This window comes from Streptomyces longisporoflavus (genome assembly GCF_014649775.1).
Taxonomy (GTDB): domain Bacteria; phylum Actinomycetota; class Actinomycetes; order Streptomycetales; family Streptomycetaceae; genus Streptomyces; species Streptomyces longisporoflavus.
The window spans coordinates 191,668-209,268 of the sequence record NZ_BMTR01000007.1 but is presented as its reverse complement, the minus strand read 5'-3'; the positions used below and the strand labels follow the sequence as shown (position 1 = coordinate 209,268).

14 protein-coding genes and 1 riboswitch are annotated in these 17,601 nt (G+C 69.7%); of the genes, 7 read left to right on the top strand and 7 right to left on the bottom strand.

Translation table 11 applies throughout. The features are described 5' to 3' along the window. Nucleotides 1-72 precede the first annotated feature (72 nt). The 6 genes from IE226_RS16720 to IE226_RS16695 all read left to right on the top strand — a co-directional run bounded on the left by IE226_RS16720 (nucleotide 73) and on the right by IE226_RS16695 (nucleotide 7,312). Complete coding sequence (locus IE226_RS16720) at nucleotides 73-1,416, top strand: HD-GYP domain-containing protein (protein WP_190082023.1); 1,344 nt, start codon at nucleotides 73-75, stop codon at nucleotides 1,414-1,416. Next, the gene (locus IE226_RS16715) at nucleotides 1,413-2,738 is read left to right on the top strand and encodes an HD-GYP domain-containing protein (RefSeq protein ID WP_373306965.1); all 1,326 of its coding nucleotides are present in this window, start codon (nucleotides 1,413-1,415) and stop codon (nucleotides 2,736-2,738) included. The genes IE226_RS16720 and IE226_RS16715 overlap by 4 nt, the downstream gene beginning before the upstream one ends. 103 nt (nucleotides 2,739-2,841) lie before the next feature. Then, nucleotides 2,842-3,822, top strand: a complete 981-nt coding sequence (locus IE226_RS16710; protein WP_190082022.1) for a tetratricopeptide repeat protein — start codon at nucleotides 2,842-2,844, stop codon at nucleotides 3,820-3,822. A 63-nt stretch (nucleotides 3,823-3,885) separates the two neighbouring features. Beyond that, entirely contained in the window at nucleotides 3,886-4,536 is a 651-nt protein-coding gene (def, locus tag IE226_RS16705) for a peptide deformylase (RefSeq protein WP_190082021.1), read from the top strand. A 296-nt stretch (nucleotides 4,537-4,832) separates the two neighbouring features. Then, complete coding sequence (gene cyc1 / locus IE226_RS16700; protein ID WP_229871080.1) at nucleotides 4,833-5,969, top strand: epi-isozizaene synthase; 1,137 nt, start codon at nucleotides 4,833-4,835, stop codon at nucleotides 5,967-5,969. Then, nucleotides 5,966-7,312: a bifunctional albaflavenone monooxygenase/terpene synthase gene (locus IE226_RS16695; protein ID WP_190082019.1), complete on the top strand. Its 1,347-nt coding sequence runs from the start codon at nucleotides 5,966-5,968 to the stop codon at nucleotides 7,310-7,312. The genes cyc1 and IE226_RS16695 overlap by 4 nt, the downstream gene beginning before the upstream one ends. On the opposite strand, the gene IE226_RS16690 is transcribed toward IE226_RS16695, so the two are convergent. The 3 genes from IE226_RS16690 to IE226_RS16680 all read right to left on the bottom strand — a co-directional run bounded on the left by IE226_RS16690 (nucleotide 7,266) and on the right by IE226_RS16680 (nucleotide 11,981). Continuing rightward, complete coding sequence (locus tag IE226_RS16690; protein ID WP_190082018.1) at nucleotides 7,266-8,273, bottom strand: helix-turn-helix domain-containing protein; 1,008 nt, start codon at nucleotides 8,271-8,273, stop codon at nucleotides 7,266-7,268. The two genes, IE226_RS16695 and IE226_RS16690, sit on opposite strands and share 47 nt — an antisense overlap. A 238-nt stretch (nucleotides 8,274-8,511) precedes the next feature. Then, on the bottom strand, nucleotides 8,512-9,534 hold the full coding sequence (locus IE226_RS16685) for a ribonucleotide-diphosphate reductase subunit beta (protein WP_190082017.1): 1,023 nt from the start codon (nucleotides 9,532-9,534) through the stop codon (nucleotides 8,512-8,514). Continuing rightward, nucleotides 9,534-11,981 (bottom strand): ribonucleoside-diphosphate reductase subunit alpha, encoded by a 2,448-nt coding sequence (locus IE226_RS16680; RefSeq protein ID WP_190082016.1) that lies wholly within the window; start codon nucleotides 11,979-11,981, stop codon nucleotides 9,534-9,536. Before IE226_RS16680 ends, IE226_RS16685 begins: the two co-directional genes overlap by 1 nt. 137 nt (nucleotides 11,982-12,118) lie before the next feature. Then, a riboswitch (cobalamin riboswitch) is annotated at nucleotides 12,119-12,242 on the bottom strand. A 99-nt stretch (nucleotides 12,243-12,341) separates the two neighbouring features. On the opposite strand from IE226_RS16680, the gene IE226_RS16675 reads away from it, so the two are divergent. Continuing rightward, entirely contained in the window at nucleotides 12,342-13,070 is a 729-nt protein-coding gene (locus tag IE226_RS16675; protein WP_190082015.1) for a hypothetical protein, read from the top strand. Nucleotides 13,071-13,138: 68 nt separating this feature from the next. On the opposite strand, the gene mctP is transcribed toward IE226_RS16675, so the two are convergent. The 4 genes from mctP to IE226_RS16655 form a co-directional block, all read right to left on the bottom strand. Continuing rightward, nucleotides 13,139-14,788 (bottom strand): monocarboxylate uptake permease MctP, encoded by a 1,650-nt coding sequence (mctP, locus tag IE226_RS16670; protein ID WP_190082014.1) that lies wholly within the window; start codon nucleotides 14,786-14,788, stop codon nucleotides 13,139-13,141. After that, nucleotides 14,785-15,054: a DUF3311 domain-containing protein gene (locus IE226_RS16665; RefSeq protein WP_190082013.1), complete on the bottom strand. Its 270-nt coding sequence runs from the start codon at nucleotides 15,052-15,054 to the stop codon at nucleotides 14,785-14,787. The genes mctP and IE226_RS16665 overlap by 4 nt, the downstream gene beginning before the upstream one ends. Before the next feature lie 111 nt (nucleotides 15,055-15,165). Further along, nucleotides 15,166-15,363, bottom strand: coding sequence for a YbdD/YjiX family protein (locus IE226_RS16660; RefSeq protein WP_190082012.1), 198 nt, complete (start codon nucleotides 15,361-15,363; stop codon nucleotides 15,166-15,168). Continuing rightward, entirely contained in the window at nucleotides 15,360-17,513 is a 2,154-nt protein-coding gene (locus IE226_RS16655) for a carbon starvation CstA family protein (protein ID WP_190082011.1), read from the bottom strand. The genes IE226_RS16660 and IE226_RS16655 overlap by 4 nt, the downstream gene beginning before the upstream one ends. Nucleotides 17,514-17,601: the final 88 nt, after the last annotated feature.

Here is a 17,601-nt window from a genome sequence, read left to right as displayed (position 1 = left end):
GCGGGGGGCGGCCGTTCTAGTCTCCGGACGTGTCACGGGGGGACACGGGGACACGGGGGAGGAGACAGTGCCATGCGGTCCATCGCTCCATGGGCTCGGGCCTACATCCTGTGCGTCGCCCTGGCCGGTGCCGCCTGCGCCGCGCCCGCCCTGACCTCGCACACGCAGTGGGGCGCGCTCGGGCTCCTCGCCGGGCTCTACGCGGGATGCGAGCAGGCCTCGCGGTGCCGGGTCATCGGCCGCCGCGGACCGAACGGCCTCGGCACCTTCTTCCCCGTCCTGCTCGCCGCCGTCTTCCTGCTGCCGCCGGCCGCGGCCGCGCTCGTCGCGGCGCCGGGAGCGCTGCTCGCCGGCGTCGAGCGACGTCCCCGATGGGTGCGCAAGGTCTGGCGCGCGGCCCAACTCGCCGTGGCCGCCTGGGTGTCGGCGCGGGTGTACGGAGGGCTCGGCGGGCTCGACGCGGTGGCCGCGCCCGATTTCCCGTACGCGCTGCTGCCCGCGGGAGCGGCCGTCGTCGCCTTCTCCGCCGTACTGACCGTCCTGGACGGCGGCATCCTGGCCACCGCGGAACGCGTGCCGGTACAGACCGCCTGGCGCGGCCTGTTCCTGCGGTCGTTCGCGCCGGTCGCCGTGCACGGCCTCGCCGGCCTGATGATGGCGGTCCTCTGGCGCAGTCCGTACGGGCCGCTCGCCGCGCTGCTCGTACTGCTTCCGATGGGCATCTCCTGCTGGGTCTTCGCGCAGTACCACCGGCAGCGGGCCGCCCACCAGGCCACGATCCGGGCGCTCGTGCAGGCCGTCGACATCAAGGACCGGTACACCCGCGGGCACAGCGAGCGCGTGGGGCACGCCTCCGTGCTGATCGCGCGGGAGCTGGAGATGGCGGACGAGAGGGTGGAGAGCCTGCGGTTCGCCGGAATCCTGCACGACGTCGGCAAACTCGGCGTACCGACCCGGCTGCTGCGCAAGGACGGGCCGCTGACCCCCGAGGAGCGGCGCGTCATCGAGCTGCATCCCGAGTACGGACACGAGATGGTCCGGGGCATCGGCTTCCTCGGAGAGGCGCGGGCGGCGATCCTGCACCACCACGAGCGGATGGACGGCAGCGGGTACCCCTACGGGCTCGTGGGGCAGCAGATTCCGGAGTTCGCGCGGGTGGTGGCCGTCGCGGACGCGTTCGACGCCATGACGTCCACCAGGTCCTATCGCCGGGGCCGGCCCGTCGCCGCCGCTCTGGCCGAGCTCTCCAAATGCGCGGGGTCCCAGTTCGACCCCGCGATGGTCGCGGCGTTGCAGCGGGCCCTCGACCGGCACGGGTGGCACCCGGCGGTCACCTCGGACACCGCCGGGGTGGTCCCCGGGCCCCGCCTCGGGGCGTCCGGTGTTCCCGCTGCCCCCGGGGCGGGGACGCGGTGAGCGCCGCTCTGCGCGGGGGAGACCCCGGTCGCCGTGCGGAACGCCTGCCCGCGACGGTGAGCGTCCTCGTCTACGGCTCCGCCGGGATTCTCACCCTCCTCGCCCTCTGCTGGACCCTCTGGCACGGCGTGGCCGAAGGCGGGGTCGCGCTTGCCTTCGGCGGGCTCGTGGCCGTGGGGGAACTGGCCCGCCTCGGGGCCGGAGGGAGAGACCGGGAGCCCGCGCCGCTCGGAGCGGCGGGCGCGCTCGCCTACGCCCTGCTCGGGGAGGTCGGCGGGCGGCCCACGCACCACGGCGTGCTCCAGGTGATCGCCGTCGTGGTCGCCGCCGCGCTCGTCGGTGCCGTACCGCACGTGGCGCTCGGCAGGGGCTGCGCCCGCGACCACGTGGCGCGGCGCGTCCTCACGGTCGGCTTCGCCGCCGCCTGCTTCCAACCGCTCTACAACGCGGGGAAGCTGGAGGATTGGGTGGGGCACGGGCCGGGCTTCGCCGTCGTCATCGTCGCGCTGCTCGTCCTGACTGCCCTCTGCGACGCGGTGCTCGCCGCCGCCATGGCGTACGCCCGCACCCTTCCCCATGGCCGCAAGGGCACGGGAGGCGCCCCCATGCCCTTCGGGCCGATCCTGAAGAACGAGCTGCGGGCCATGCTCGGCATCGGTTCCGCCGTCTGCGCCACGGGGGCCGTGATGGCGCTCGCGGTCGCGGTGGCGGGGCTCTGGGCGCTGCCCGTGTTCAGCCTGCCGCTGCTCCTGACCCAGCTGTCCTTCGGGCGGTACGCGGCCGTGCGGACCACCTACCGGCAGACCATCGCCTCGCTGGCCAGGTCCACCGAGATCGCCGGATACACCCCGCAGGGCCACGCGCGCCGCGTCGCCGCGCTCAGCAGCGCCGTCGGGCGTGAGCTGGGTCTCTCCCCGCCCGACCTCGCCGTCCTGGAGCACGCGGCACTCATGCACGACATCGGGCAGCTCTCCCTCGTCGACCCGATGCCCGCGGGCGCGACCGCGGCTCTGCCGGAAGCGGAACAGCGGCGGATCGCGCTGCTCGGGGGCGCCGTCGTGCGTCAGACGGGGGTGAACGGCGACGTCGCCGTGGTCGTGGAGCGGCAGGCGGACCCGTATCGCGAGCAGCCGCTCACCGCCCGTATCGTGCGTGCAGCCAACGCGTACGACGAGATGGCCAGGGGAGAAGGTCCGGGAGGCCCTCTCAACGCCCTGGAGCGGCTGCGGCTCGGTACCGGCCGCGACTACCAGCCCGAAGTCGTGGAAGCCCTGGCTCGGGTGCTTTCGCGGGGCGGTCATAGCTTGCCGCCGGTTGGGTAACCCATGGGTAATGAGCGGCCGTCCGACCGTACGTGGTTGGATGCGAAGAGGGCCCTCAGGGCACATCGGAACGCAGGAACTCAAGTACCGGCAGGCGGGAATCGTGAGGATCTTCGGCAAGGGACGGCACCGGCCCTCCGCCTCATGGCGGCAGGCCACCGACCGCGCCTTCACGCTGATCGGCGACGGGCGGTACGAGGACGCGGGCGCGCTGCTTACCCGCGCGGCGGATCTCGAGCCGTGGCTCTCGGAGTCCTGGTTCAATCTCGCGCTGCTCCACAAGTTCCGGCACGACTGGGAGCAGGCGCGTGCCGCGGGCCTTCGGGCCGTCGCGCTGCTCGACCGGTCGGCCGGCGCCCCCGACTGGTGGAACGTGGGCATCGCCGCCACCGCCCTTCAGGACTGGCCGCTCGCCCGGCGCGCCTGGCAGGCCTATGGCCTGCGGGTTCCCGGCGGCGTCGCCGCATCGGGGGAGCCCACGGGCATGGACCTGGGCAGCGCCGCCGTGCGCCTTTCGCCCGAGGGGGAGGCCGAGGTGGTGTGGGGGCGCAGGCTGGACCCCGCCCGCGTCGAGGTGCTCTCCATCCCGCTGCCCTCCTCCGGGCGCCGCTGGGGCGAGGTCGTGCTGCACGACGGCGTCCCGCACGGCGAGCGGACGACGGGGGCCGGGGACTCGTATCCCGTCTTCGACGAGATCGAGCTGTGGGCGCCCTCACCGGTCCCCACCTGGGTGGTCCTCCTGGAGGCCGCCACCGAGGACGACCGCAACGCCCTGGAGAGACTCGCGGCGGACGCGGGCTTCGCGGCGGAGGACTGGTCCTCGTCCGTGCGGCTGCTCTGCCGGATGTGCTCCGAGAGTCGCATGCCGAGCGACGAGGGCGACGGCGAGCACCTGGACCCGCACGACCACAGCGAGCCGGGTCACCCCGGGCCGCTCGGCCACCGCAGTCCCGGCGCCCTGTGGGTGCCCGAGCGCGAGTGCGGCATCGCGGCGCCCGCCGCACTGGTGCGCGGGCTGCTCGACGGCTGGGTCGCGGACAGCCCGGACTCCCGTGACTGGCGGGATCTGGAAGAGGTCTGCTGACTCCTGGCCGTAGGCTGTACCGGCACATCTCTCGTGGTTTCCCAGGAAGGCGTACGTCGGACAATGGCGCAGGACACTGAGCAGCAGGCCTCGGGCGGGGTCCTCCCCGTGGACGACGAGGGCTTCGTCATCGACACGGAGGACTGCGAGGAGCGGGAGACGGCCTGGCGCGAGCGCGGCACGTCCCGGCCCATCACGGTCGTCGGCAACCCCGTGCTGCACAAGGAGTGCAAGGACGTCACCGCCTTCGACGCCGAGCTCGAGCAGCTCGTCGCCGACATGTTCGCCAGCCAGCGGACCGCCGAGGGCGTGGGCCTGGCCGCCAACCAGATCGGCGTCGACCTGAAGGTCTTCGTCTACGACTGCATGGACGACGAGGGCAAGCGGCACGTCGGCGTGGTCTGCAACCCCGTGGTGCGCGACCTGCCCGCGGAGCGGCGCCGCCTGGACGACTCGAACGAGGGCTGCCTCTCCGTGCCCACGGCCTACGCCGAGCTGGCCCGCCCGGACTACGCCGAGGTGACCGGGCAGGACGAGAGGGGCAACCCCGTCAAGGTGCGGGGCACCGGCTACTTCTCGCGCTGCCTCCAGCACGAGACCGACCACCTGTACGGCTACCTCTACATCGACCGCCTCTCCAAGCGCGACCGCAAGGACGCGCTGCGGCAGATGGAAGAGGGCACCCCGCGCTACCCGGTCGTCTCGAACGACTGAGACCACCCCAGACACGCGCGCACCGCGAGCCACCTGCGGCCCCCTGACGGCAACTCCCTGCCGTCCGGGGGCCGTTCGCATTGACCGGTCAGTTGTGCGAGCAAAACAGGCTTGTGATGATCCATAATCAGTCACACAGGGGGACTTTTTCGGCGTTGGGGGGTAGTGAATGGCGCAAATCTGTTCCCTGAACGGTCAGTTGTGGTGCTGAATGGAAAGCGCGGGGAAACGCAACGGCGCGCGCCCGGTACGGCGGGAGGGGCGTGCGTCGCCAGGCGGCTGAGAGGGGCTCGTTCGTGCCTGCATATTCATTTGGCACTTCACCGACACAGCCACAGACACCGGCGGTCTCCGTGCCGCCGGCGTTGGCACTCCCGGTGATCGAGGCAGATTTTCCACGACGGCTACATCCGTATTGGCCGAAGCTTCAGGAAAAGTCCAGGACATGGCTGCGCGAAATGCGACTCATGCCCCCGGACAAGGTGGAGCGCTACGCCGACAGCCTGTGCTACACGGACCTGGTGGCCGGCTACTACATTGGCGCGCCGGATGAGTTGCTCAGCGCGATAGCCGACCTCAGCAGTTGGTTCTTCGCGTGGGACGACCGGCACGACCGCGACTCGGTGCACGGCAGGGCGGTGCAGTGGCGGCGCCTGTGCCGGGGCCTGCACGAGACGCTCCGGGCGCCCCGGCAGCAACTGCACCACCGTGACCCGCTGGTCGCGGGGTTCGCCGACTGTGTCCTCAGGTTGTACTCGCAGCTCGGTCCCAGCTGGAACGCCCGGTTCGCCCGGCACTTCCACAGCGTGATCGAGGCGTACGACCAGGAGTTCAGGAATCGTAGGACCGGCACGGTCCCGACGGTCGAGGCCTACATCGAGCTGCGCAGGCTGACGTTCGCGCACTGGGCGTGGATCGACCTGCTCGAACCCACGGCGCGGTACGAGCTGCCGAGGGAGGTGCGGAAGCATCCGGCGTACCGGCGGGCCGCGCTCGCCACGCAGGACTTCTCCGCCTGGTACAACGACCTGTGCTCACTCCCCAAAGAACTCGCGGGAGATGAGCTGCACAATCTCGGGATCAGTCTGATCCAGCACGAGGGGCTTTCGCTCGAAGAAGCCGTTGCGGAAGTGCACCGCCGGGTTACCCGATGCATATCGGATTTCCTCGCGGCGGAAAAGGACGTACTGCGGCTCGCTGGTCAGCTGGCGGACGGAAGTGTGCAGGGAAAGAAACTCTCGGACGCGGTGAAATCCTGCGTCTTCAACATGCGGAACTGGTTCTCTTCCGTGTACTGGTTCCATCATGAATCCGGCCGCTATCGGGTGGACAGCTGGGACGACCGATCGATTCCTCCGTACGTGAGTGACGTGGGGATCAGCGAAACAGGAATCAGTGACGTGGCCGAAATTGAATTGGTAGGTGAGGAATGAGCGTCGAATCCGTCATACCCGCGACAACTCCCCCGCTCGTCAGCGGCGGCGCCCCGCTCATCGGCCATGCCTGGAATCTCGTGCGCGACCCACTCGGCTTCTTCGCCGCACTGCGGGACCACGGTGATCTCGTACGCATCAGGCTGGGGCCCAAGACGGCGTACGCGGTCTGCGACCCCGAGTTGGTCGGGCAACTGCTGCGGAGCCCCGACTACATCGTCGGAGGGCCGCTCTGGGACACCCTGGAGGTCCTCCTCGGCAAGGGCGTAGCGACCAGCAACGGCAAGGTGCACCGGCGGCAGCGGCGCATGATGCAGCCCGCGTTCAAGCGCGAGCGGATCGCGGACTACGCCAAGGTGATGGAGGAGGAAGCCCGCGCCACGGCCGCACGCTGGGGTCCGGGCGAGACGGTGGACATCGGCTCCGAGATGTTCCGCACGGCCGTGCGCGTCATCTCGCGCTCGCTCCTGGAGGTCGAGGCGATCGGCGAGAAGGCGGACCGCATCGCCGAGGCGCTGCACACCGTCTTCGAGGGCCTCTACCGGCGGATGGTCCTCTCGGTCGGGCCGCTGTACCGCGTGCCGACCCAGGGCAACCGGCGCTTCCAGAGCGCGCTCGCCGATCTGCACGCCGTGGTCGACGAGATCATCGCGGCCGGCCGGGCGGAGGGTTCGGACCGGGACGACCTATTGGCCGAAATGCTTCGGGCGCGCGATGAATCGGGGCAGCCGCTCAGCGATCAAGAAGTCCACGACCATGTGGTCTCCCTCATCGTGGCGGGCGCCGAGAATATCGCGTCGACCCTGGCGTGGACGTTCCATCTGCTGGCCGAGCACCCCGAGCAGGAAAGGCGATTGGTTGAAGAGGTAAATTCCGTCGCGCCGGACCGGGAGATCACATTCGGCGACCTGAAGGACCTGCCGCACACGCGAAATGTCGTCACCGAGGCCATGCGCATACAGCCGGCCGCCTGGATATTCACTCGCCGGTCGGTCGGCGAAACCACCCTCGGCGGCTATCGCATTCCGGCCGACGCCGACATCGTGTACAGCGTGTACGCGATGCAGCGCGATCCGCGTTCCTTCGAGCAACATCTTCGGTTCGACCCGGACCGCTGGAATCCGGAACGTGCGCAAGACGTGCCGGAGTTCGCGATGATGCCGTTCGGTACCGGTAACCGCAAGTGCCCGGGAGACCATTTCAGCCTGGCCGAACTCGCCATCATCCTGGCGACGGTGGCCCCGAAGTGGCACCTGGCACCGGTCGCGGAGACCGACGCGGACACGAAGATCGGCATCACCCTGCAGCCGAAGAAGCTCGTTCTGCGGGCCGAGCGGCGCTGACGGCCGCTGGACCGCGGAAGGTGCGGCGATAGGCGTTCGGTGTGGTGCCGAGCGCCCGCAGGAACTGGTGGCGCATCGCCGCGGCGTTGCCGAAACCGGCGCGCCCGGCGATGGCGTCCACCGTCTCGTCCGAACCCTCCAGCAACTCCTGGGCCAGCAGCACCCGCTGTCGCAGAAGCCAGCGGTAGGGCGTGGTGCCCGTCTCCTGCTGGAAGCGGCGGGCGAAGGTGCGCGGCGACATGTGCGCGCGCTCGGCGAGCCGCTCGACCGTGATGTCCTCCGCGTCCAGATGGCGCTCCATCCAGGCGAGGACCCCGCCCACGGTGTCGCACTGCGTGCGCGGCAGGGGCCGCGCCACGAACTGGGCCTGTCCGCCGTCACGGTGGGGCGGAACGACCATGCGCCGTGCGATGGCGTTGCCGACCTCGATGCCGTGCTCCTGGCGCACGATGTGCAGGCAGGCGTCGATCCCGGCGGCGGTGCCCGCCGACGTGATGACCGGGCCCTCGTCCACGTACAGGACGTCGGGCTCGACTCTGGCGCGCGGATACCGCACCGCGAGCTCCGTGGAGTGCCGCCAGTGGACGGCACAGCGGCGGCCGTCGAGCAGCCCCGCGGCGCCGAGCACGAAGACGCCGGAGCAGACGGACAGGACGCGGGCCCCGCGGTCCACCGCGCGGCGCAGGGCGGCAAGCAGCTCCTGCGGAAAGTCGCGCTGTGCGAACGACTGACCTGCGGGAACAGCGATGAGATCGGCTTCTTCGAGCCGGTCGAGGCCATACCGCGTGGTGATCGTGAACCCCGCGTGATTGCTCAGGGCTCCGCTCTCCCCGGCGACCACCGCGAAGTCGTACACGGGCAGTCCCGCCTCGCTCCGGTCGAGGCCGAACACCTCGCAGACGACGCCGAGTTCGAAGGGATTCACGCCGTCGAGCAGCACGACGGCCACGTTTCTCAGCATGCTCGCCAGTGTGCCGCAGGGCTGGCAGTAAGTCGATGGTGTGTGGCAGTCCTGCCACTGCCGCGTCGGTCCGGTGCGCAGGACAGTAAGGGACATGAACGCAATCCTCGATTACGCGACCGTCCTGACCGTCCTCCTCCTGCTGGCCGCACCCTCGCTCGTCGGGTACGTCCACGACCGCCGGATCGACCGCGAGCTGCGGGAGGCGGCGACCGCCGCCGCCCGCAGCCCCGAGAGGCTAGAACTCGTCGTCGAAGGAGACCGAACCCTCGACCGCGACCTGGTAGGCCGAAGGACGCCGCTCGAAGAAGTTGGTCAGCTCCTGGACACCCTGGAGTTCCATGAACGAGAACGGGTTTGACGAGCCGTAGACCGGCGCGAACCCGAGCCGCTGGAGCCGCTGGTCGGCGACGCACTGAAGGTACTCGCGCATGGAGTCGGTGTTCATGCCGGGCAGGCCCTCACCGCAGAGGTCGCGCGCGAACTGCAGCTCGGCCTCGACGGCCTCCTTGAGCATGTCCGTGACCTGCGTCTGGAGCGCGTCGTCGAAGAGCTCCGGCTCCTCCTTGCGGACGGTGTCGACGACGTCGAAGGCGAAGCTCATGTGCATCGTCTCGTCACGGAACACCCAGTTCGTGCCGGTCGCGAGTCCGTGCAGCAGACCGCGCGAGCGGAACCAGTAGACGTAGGCGAAGGCACCGTAGAAGAAGAGGCCCTCGATGCACGCGGCGAAGCAGATCAGGTTCAGCAGGAAGCGGCGCCGGTCCGCCTGCGTCTCCAGGCGCTCCAGCTTCTCGACCGAGTCCATCCACTTGAAGCAGAACTCGGCCTTCTCGCGGATGGAGGGGATCTCCTCGACCGCGTCGAATGCCGCCGCGCGGTCCTCCGGGTCGGGCAGATAGGTGTCGAGCAGCGTCAGATAGAACTGGACGTGCACGGCCTCCTCGAAGAGCTGGCGGCTCAGGTAGAGCCGGGCCTCGGGGGAGTTGATGTGCTTGTAGAGCGTGAGCACCAGGTTGTTGGAGACGATCGAGTCGCCGGTCGCGAAGAACGCGACGAGGCGGCCGATCATGTGCTGCTCGCCGGGCGACAGCTTGGCGAGGTCGGCGACGTCCGAGTGGAGGTCGACCTCCTCCACGGTCCAGGTGTTCTTGATCGCGTCCCGGTAGCGCTCGTAGAAGTCGGGGTAGCGCATGGGACGCAGGGTCAGCTCGAAGCCCGGGTCGAGCAGGTTCTTCTCGCTGTTGGTCGTGGAGCTCATTACTGGCAGGCCTCGCAGGACTCGGGGTTTTCCAGGGAGCAGGCGACGGCTTCTTCGGCCGTGGCCTGCGCGGGTACGGGGGCGGCGGGAGCGGGTTCGGCTTCGGCGGTCTTGCCGGCCGCCGCGCGGGCGATGCGGGTCGCCGGGCGCGAACGCAGGTAGTACGTGGTCTTCAGGCCCTGCTGCCAGGCGTAGGCGTACATCGAGGAGAGCTTGCCGATGGTCGGCGTCTCCAGGAACAGGTTCAGGGACTGTGCCTGGTCCAGGAACGGCGTACGCGCGGCGGCCATGTCGATCAGACCGCGCTGCGGGATCTCCCACGCGGTGCGGTACAGCTCGCGCACCTCGGCGGGAATCCAGCCGAAGCCCTGCACGGAGCCGTTGGCCTCGCGCAGCGCCTCGCGGGTCTGCGCGTCCCACACGCCGAGGCGTTTGAGCTCCTCCACCAGGTAGGCGTTGACCTGGAGGAACTCACCGCTCAGCGTCTCGCGCTTGAAGAGGTTGGAGACCTGCGGCTCGATGCACTCGTAGACGCCCGCGATGGACGCGATCGTGGCGGTCGGCGCGATGGCGAGGAGCAGCGAGTTGCGCATGCCGGTCACGGCGATGCGTTCCCGCAGAGCGGCCCAGCGCTCCGGCCAGGTCAGCTCGACGCCGTAGTGGTCGGGGTGCAGGACGCCGCGCGCGGTGCGGGTCTTCTCCCAGGCGGGCAGGGGGCCACTGCGCTCGGCGAGGTCGGCGGAGGCCTCGTACGCGGCGAGCATGATGCGCTCGGCGATGCGCGTCGAGAGCGCACGGGCGGCGGGGGAGTCGAAGGGCAGCTTCAGCCGGAAGAAGACGTCCTGGAGACCCATCGCGCCCAGGCCGACCGGCCGCCACCGGGCGTTCGACTTACCGGCCTGCTCGGTCGGGTAGAAGTTGATGTCGACCACGCGGTCGAGGAAGGTGACGGCGGTGCGGACGGTCTCGTCGAGCCGCTCCCAGTCGATGTCACCGGCGGCCGTGTCCACGAACGCGCCGAGGTTCACCGAACCCAGGTTGCAGACGGCCGTCTCGCCGTCGTCCGTGACCTCCAGGATCTCCGTGCAGAGGTTGGAGGAGTGGACGGTGTGGCCGGGCTCCGCCGTCTGGTTGGCGGTGCGGTTGGCGGCGTCCTTGAACGTCATCCAGCCGTTGCCGGTCTGCGCGAGGGTGCGCATCATGCGGCCGTACAGGTCGCGGGCCGGGATGGTCTTGCGGGCGAGCCCGGCGGCCTCGGCCTTGCGGTAGGCGGCGTCGAACTCCTCGCCCCACAGGTCCACGAACTCGGGCACGTCGGCCGGCGAGAACAGCGACCAGTCCTGGTCGGCGGCGACCCGGCGCATGAACTCGTCCGGAATCCAGTGCGCGAGGTTGAGGTTGTGCGTGCGGCGCTGGTCCTCGCCGGTGTTGTCGCGCAGCTCAAGGAATTCCTCGATGTCGGAGTGCCAGGTCTCCAGGTAGACCGCGGCCGCGCCCTTGCGCCGCCCGCCCTGGTTGACGGCGGCGACGGAGGCGTCCAGCGTCTTCAGGAACGGAACGATGCCGTTGGAGTGCCCGTTCGTGCCGCGGATCAGCGAACCGCGGGCACGGATGCGGGAGTACGAGAGGCCGATGCCGCCCGCGTGCTTGGAGAGGCGCGCGACCTGGTGGTAGCGGTCGTAGATGGAGTCCAGCTCGTCCAGCGGGGAGTCGAGGAGGTAGCAGGAGGACATCTGCGGGTGGCGGGTGCCGGAGTTGAAGAGTGTCGGCGAGGACGGCAGGTAGTCCAGGCGGCTCATCAGGCGGTACAGGGAGGCGACCTCGTCCACCGAACGCGTGCTGTCGTCCTCGGCCAGACCGCTCGCGACGCGCAGCATGAAGTGCTGCGGGGTCTCGATGACGTGCCGGGTGATCGGGTGGCGCAGCAGGTAACGGCTGTGCAGGGTACGCAGTCCGAAGTAGCCGAAGCGGAAGTCGGCGCCGTCCTCGATGGCGGCGTCCACGAGACTGTCGAGGCGCTCGGCGTGATCGGCGACGAACGCGGCGGTACGGTCCGCGATCAGCCCCTCGCGGTGCCCGACGGCCACCGAGTCGGAGAAGCCGCGTACGCCCTGCGACGCGGCCTCGTCCCGGATCGAGAGGGTGAGGAGCCTGGCCGCCAGCTGCGAGTACGTCGGGTCCTCGGAGATGAGCCCGGCGGCAGCCTCCGTCGCCAGCTCCCGCAGCTCCGTCACGTCGGCCCTGGCCGAGCGGCCCCGCAGCGCGGCGGCGGCGACCCGGCCGGGGTCGGCGTCGGGGAGATCGGCGGTGAGTTCGGTCAGGGTGCGCAGCAGCGCGGTCCCCGGGCCGTCGCCGGTCTGCTGGCCGTCGCCGGTCTGCTGACCGTCGGTGGCCTGCCGGCCGTCGGTGGTCTGCGCTGACGCAGGTTCGGCTGGCGCGATGGTCACGTGGAGCACTCCCTCGCTCGGCTCAGGGCCTTGGGGAGGGGTGAGTGACACACGGGGGCCCGCCCCGGGCAGGGCTGCGCTCCGCGTCCACCAGCCCATTCCACGAGGCCCGGACGTCGTCGGCGCCCGTACCGGTCGGAACGGGCGCGCTGTCGGCAGGTCCTCGGACTCACGAGCACGACAAATGCGCACTCATACACCGTTGCGGGACAGTTCCGGACTTGCACCGGATTCCCCTGCGGCGACAGCGAGCACGAGCATACATCTTGTGCTGGCTCTGGGAGTCGGCCCCACATCTTGTGTCGGCGCGTGTATCCCCTAGGGTGGCGCCGAACTGATGGGCGACCAGGGGGAGACGGCGTGCGAGGGCGAGTCGCGGGCTGTGCCGCGTTGTCGCTGGTGCTGCTCACGGGGTGCGGGGACGGCGGCGCGAAGGCGGAGACGAAGCCCGCGCGGCCCCCGACCACGGCGGCCGGAGTCGACGGAGAGGCGGATCCCGGCAAGGTCTTCACGGACGGCGAGCTGAAGGCGGCGCTGCTCCCCGCGAAGGCGATCGGGGCGAGGGCCAGGGCGTACGACGTGACGTCCGGCCCCTCCAATCCGTACCAGGGGGGCGGTGACTGGGGCACCTGTGAGCCCGGCAAGGAGGCGCACGAGCAGCTGCTGCGCTTGCGGGGGCCCAGCGCGAGCCACACCGTGCGCCCGTTTCCCGGGGCGGTCGAGGACGAGCATCCCTACGTCCACGAGTCCCTGCTCTCCATGACCGCCGAGCAAGCCGGGCGCCACATCGAATTGCGCCGGCAGCTCAACAAGGCGTGCCCCCGCGTCACCGTCGACACCGACGCGGCCCCCGTCGAGGAGCACCACGTGGCCGAGAGGTTGCCGGATCTCGGAGACGAGGCACTCCTGGAGACCTCACGGACCGAGGGCGGCGACGAGTACGACGGCAGCCTTCCGCGCTACGACGTCGAGGTGCGGGTCGGCGGAGTGCTCGTCAGGGTGTCCGCGGGGACCGACAAGGACCTGACGCTCACGTCCGCCGCCCGGGCCGCGGCCAGGGTCCGCACGGAGCTCCACCGGGCCGGGTGAGCCCCACGCACGACAGCGGGCCGCCGGATTCCTCCGGCGGCCCGCGTCACGCACTTACAGGAACAGACTCAGTGCCCGCCCGGCGCTCCCGCCGTGGCCGGCGGCAGCTCCTCGACGACGCCGGGGTCGCCGACGTCCGCCGTGTAGTCGCCGGGGGAGGTCTCGTCGATGCCGTCAGGGGCCTTCATGGCGCGCAGGACGAAGGTGAGGACCACGGTGACCACCACGTTCAGGACGAACGCCGTGAGGCCGATGTAGCCGATCTCGCCGATGCCGGGGATCTCCTTGGACGAGCCGCCGAAGTGCTTCTGCGTCGGCGAGGCGACACCGTACGCGGCGACCGTTCCGTAGACCATGCCGACCGCCCAGCCCGCGAGCAGTGCCCAGCGGTGGAACCACCGGGTGAACAAGCCGCCGACCAGCGCGGGCATCGTCTGCAGGATCCAGATGCCGCCCAGGAGCTGGAAGTTGATCGCGACCGTCTTGTCCATGGTGAGGACGAAGGCGAGCGCGCCGACCTTCACCAGGAGCGAGACCAGCTTGGAGACCTTCGTCTCCTGCTCGGGCGTCGCGTCCGGCTTGAGGAAGTCCTTGTAGATGTTCCTGGTGAAGAGGTTCGCCGCGGCGATGGACATGATGGCGGCCGGGACGAGCGCGCCGATGCCGATCGCCGCGAACGCGACGCCGGTGAACCAGTCGGGGAACATGTTCTCGAACAGCTGCGGGATCGCCAGCTGGCCGTTCTCGACCTTGACCCCGGCCGCGATCGCCATGAAGCCGAGCAACGCGAGCAGACCCAGCATCAGGGAGTAGAGCGGCAGGATCGTGGTGTTGCGGCGGATCACGTCGCGGCTCTTGGAGGAGAGCGTCGCGGTGATCGAGTGCGGGTACATGAACAGCGCGAGCGCCGAGCCGAGCGCGAGCGTGGCGTAGGTCCACTGCCCGGTGTGCCCCGGCGCGAGACCCGCGACGGGCTTGCCCGCCGCTTCGTTGGCCGCCGAGAACTTGTCGTTCGCCGCCTGGAAGATGCTGTCGAAGCCGCCGAGCTTGATCGGGATGTAGATGATCGCGACGGCGATGACGAGGTAGATCAGACCGTCCTTCACGAACGCGATCAGCGCGGGGGCGCGCAGACCCGACGAGTACGTGTACGCGGCGAGCACCGCGAACGCGATCAGGAGCGGCAGGTCCTTGATGAACCAGTTCGTGTCGGGACCGCCGCCGACGCCCATGACGTCGAGCACGGCCTGGATGCCGACCAGTTGGAGCGCGATGTACGGCATCGTGGCGAGGATGCCGGTGACCGCGACGGCCAGGGAGAGCCCCTTCGAGCCGAAGCGTCCGCGCACGAAGTCGGAGGTGGTCACGTACCCGTGCTTGTGCGAGACGGACCACAGGCGCGGCAGGAAGGTGAAGATCAGCGGGTAGACGAGGATCGTGTACGGCACGGCGAAGAAGCCGGCCGCGCCCGCCGCGTAGATCGCCGCCGGGACGGCCACGAAGGTGTACGCCGTGTAGAGGTCGCCGCCGAGCAGGAACCACGTGACCCAGGTGCCGAACGAACGGCCGCCGAGGCCCCATTCGTCCAGGCTCTCGGTCTCGGCCTTGCGCCAGCGCGCGGCCAGGAAGCCCATCGCAGTGACGGCGGCGAAGAAGAAGATGAAGACGGCGAGGGCGATGCCGTTGACGCCGCCCGTGTCCGCTGCGAGCACGTTCATCGGGTCGCACCCCCCTGGCCCTGCTCGGCCTTGCGGGCGCGCTGGTCACGCTGCCACAGCTTGTAAGCGATCATGGTGAGACCGGTGGAGACGAGCACCCACAGCATCTGGTACCAGTAGAAGAACGGGATGCCTATGAAGGTCGGGTCGATCTTCGCGTAGGAGCTCACCCAGAGCATCGCCACGAACGGCGCGACGAGACACAGGGCAATGACCACGCGGACCGGCGTGATCACCGGTCTGCTCACTTCAGGCGCATCTGACACTTCGCGGCTCCGCTCCCTCGCTTATCCCACCTTTAACGTGCGGGAAATCTAAGCGAGAGGATTGATCTATGGAACCCCTGTCCGGATACCGGACGAGCCCGAAGTCCCTGCTCAGCAGCAGCGGAACCCCTGCCGGGGATCCGCCTCCTGCCGGTCCGTCCGCATCCGCTCGAACTCCCGCCGAGAAGGGATGGATGTACCGGGATGCGTCTTCCGCGTATGGGCGACGTAGCGGTCGTACGCGGACTCGTCGGTCAACTCCCGTGCGTACCACCGCACCCAGCGCAGTCCGCGGAGCACCCACGTCATGACGGGACCCGCTCGTCTCCGGAGTCCCTCGCGGCCGCCGCGGCCAGTTCCGCCTTCTCCTCCTTGGTGGCGATGAGCCCGGCGGGCGCCGTCAGCTTCGACTCCACGTACTTGGCCTCGCTGAGCTTCGACGACTGGGGGTTGCGGATGTGCTTCACGCAGATCCGGGCCGCGTCCGCGATCACGACGACGATGAGCAGGGCGAGCGCGGCCGAGAGGACGCCGTCCACCGTGGAGTTGGTGACGACGGTGTGCATGTCGTCCATGGACTTGGCGGGCGGCAGGATCTTGCCGTCGTCGATCGCGTCCCGGTAGATCGAGCGCTGCTTGAAGAAGCCGACGCGCGGATCGCTGGAGAACACCTTCTGCCAGCTCGCGGTGAGCGTCACCGTGGCGTCCCAGGCGAGCGGAACGCCGGTGATCCAGGCCCACTTCAGGCGCCCGGACTTCACCAGGAGCGTGGTGCAGACGGCGAGCGCGACCGCGGCCAGGAGCTGGTTGGAGATGCCGAAGATCGGGAAGAGCTGGTTGATCCCGCCGAGCGGCTCGTGGACGCCCACCCACAGGAAGTAGCCCCACAGGCCGGTGACGACCGCGCTCGTGATGATGAGCCCCGGCTTCCAGCTGACCTTCTTGAAGGGCTTGTAGACGTTCCCGAGCATGTCCTGGAGCATGAAGCGGCCCACGCGCGTGCCCGCGTCGAGCGCGGTCAGGATGAACAGCGCCTCAAACATGATCGCGAAGTGGTACCAGAACGCCTTCATGGAGTCGCCGGTGACCTTCGAGAAGATCTCGGAGACGCCGACCGCGAGGGTGGGCGCGCCGCCGGTGCGCGAGAGCAGCGAGGACTCCTCGACGTTCTTGGCGGCCTGCGCGAGGTCCTCGGGGGAGATGGAGTAACCGAAGTTCGCGACCGCCTGCGATGCGGCCTGGACGTTGTCCCCGATGACGCCGGCGGGCGCGTTCATCGCGAAGTAGAGCCCGGGGTCGATGACGCTCGCCGCCACGAGCGCCATGACCGCGACGGACGACTCCATCAGCATGGAGCCGTAGCCGATCATCCGGACCTGCGTCTCCTTCTGCACCATCTTCGGCGTCGTGCCCGACGAGATCAGCGCGTGGAAGCCGGACAGGGCCCCGCAGGCGATGGTGATGAAGACGAAGGGGAAGAGCGACCCGGCGAAGACGGGCCCGTCGCCGCGCGAGGCGAAGTCGGTCACCGGGTCCATCTTGAGCGTCGGCAGCGTGAAGACGACGCCGAGCGCGAGCAGCAGGATCGTGCCGATCTTCATGAAGGTGGAGAGGTAGTCACGCGGCGCGAGCAGCATCCACACCGGCAGGATCGATGCGATGAATCCGTACGCCACCAGCCAGATGACCAGCGTCGACGGCGCGAGCGTGAACGTCTCGGCGAGGGACGACTCGGCGACCCAGCGCCCGGCGACGAGCGCGAGGAGCAGCAGCGTGATCCCGATGAGGGAGACCTCGCTGACCCGCCCTGGCCGCAGGATCCGCAGGTAGAAGCCCATGAAGAGCGCGATGGGGATGGTCATCGCGATGGAGAAGGTGCCCCACGGCGAGTCGGCGAGCGCGTTGACGATGACGAGGGCGAGCACCCCGAGCAGGATGATCATGATGGCGAACGCGGCCAGCAGCGCGGCGGCCCCGCCGAAGGGGCCGATCTCCTCGCGTGCCATCTGGCCGAGCGACTTGCCGTCGCGCCGCGTGGAGAAGAAGAGGACGACCATGTCCTGCACGGCGCCCGCGAAGATCACCCCGACGATGATCCAGATCGTGCCCGGCAGGTACCCCATCTGCGCGGCCAGTACGGGCCCCACCAGCGGACCGGCGCCCGCGATCGCCGCGAAGTGGTGGCCGAGCAGGACGCGCCGGTCGGTCGGGTGGAAGTCGATGCCGTTGTTCAGGCGCTCGGCCGGGGTGGCCCGGTTCTTGTCGACCTTCAGGACCCGGTCGACGATGAATTTGGAGTAGAAGCGATAGGCGATGGCGTACGAGCCCAGGGCCGCGGCCACCATCCAGGCCGCCGACACCTCTTCGTCGCGCGCGAGCGCGAGCACGGCCCAGCCCGCGGCGCCCACGAGGGCGACGAGGGTCCAGATGACGATGGATCGGGGATTCGCTGTGCGCACAGGCTCGCCTTCCCGTTCATCATGCGATGACGGGAGGAACGTAGAGCAGCACGGTTCCCCGGCGCCAGACCCCGGAAGAGTCCTTTGA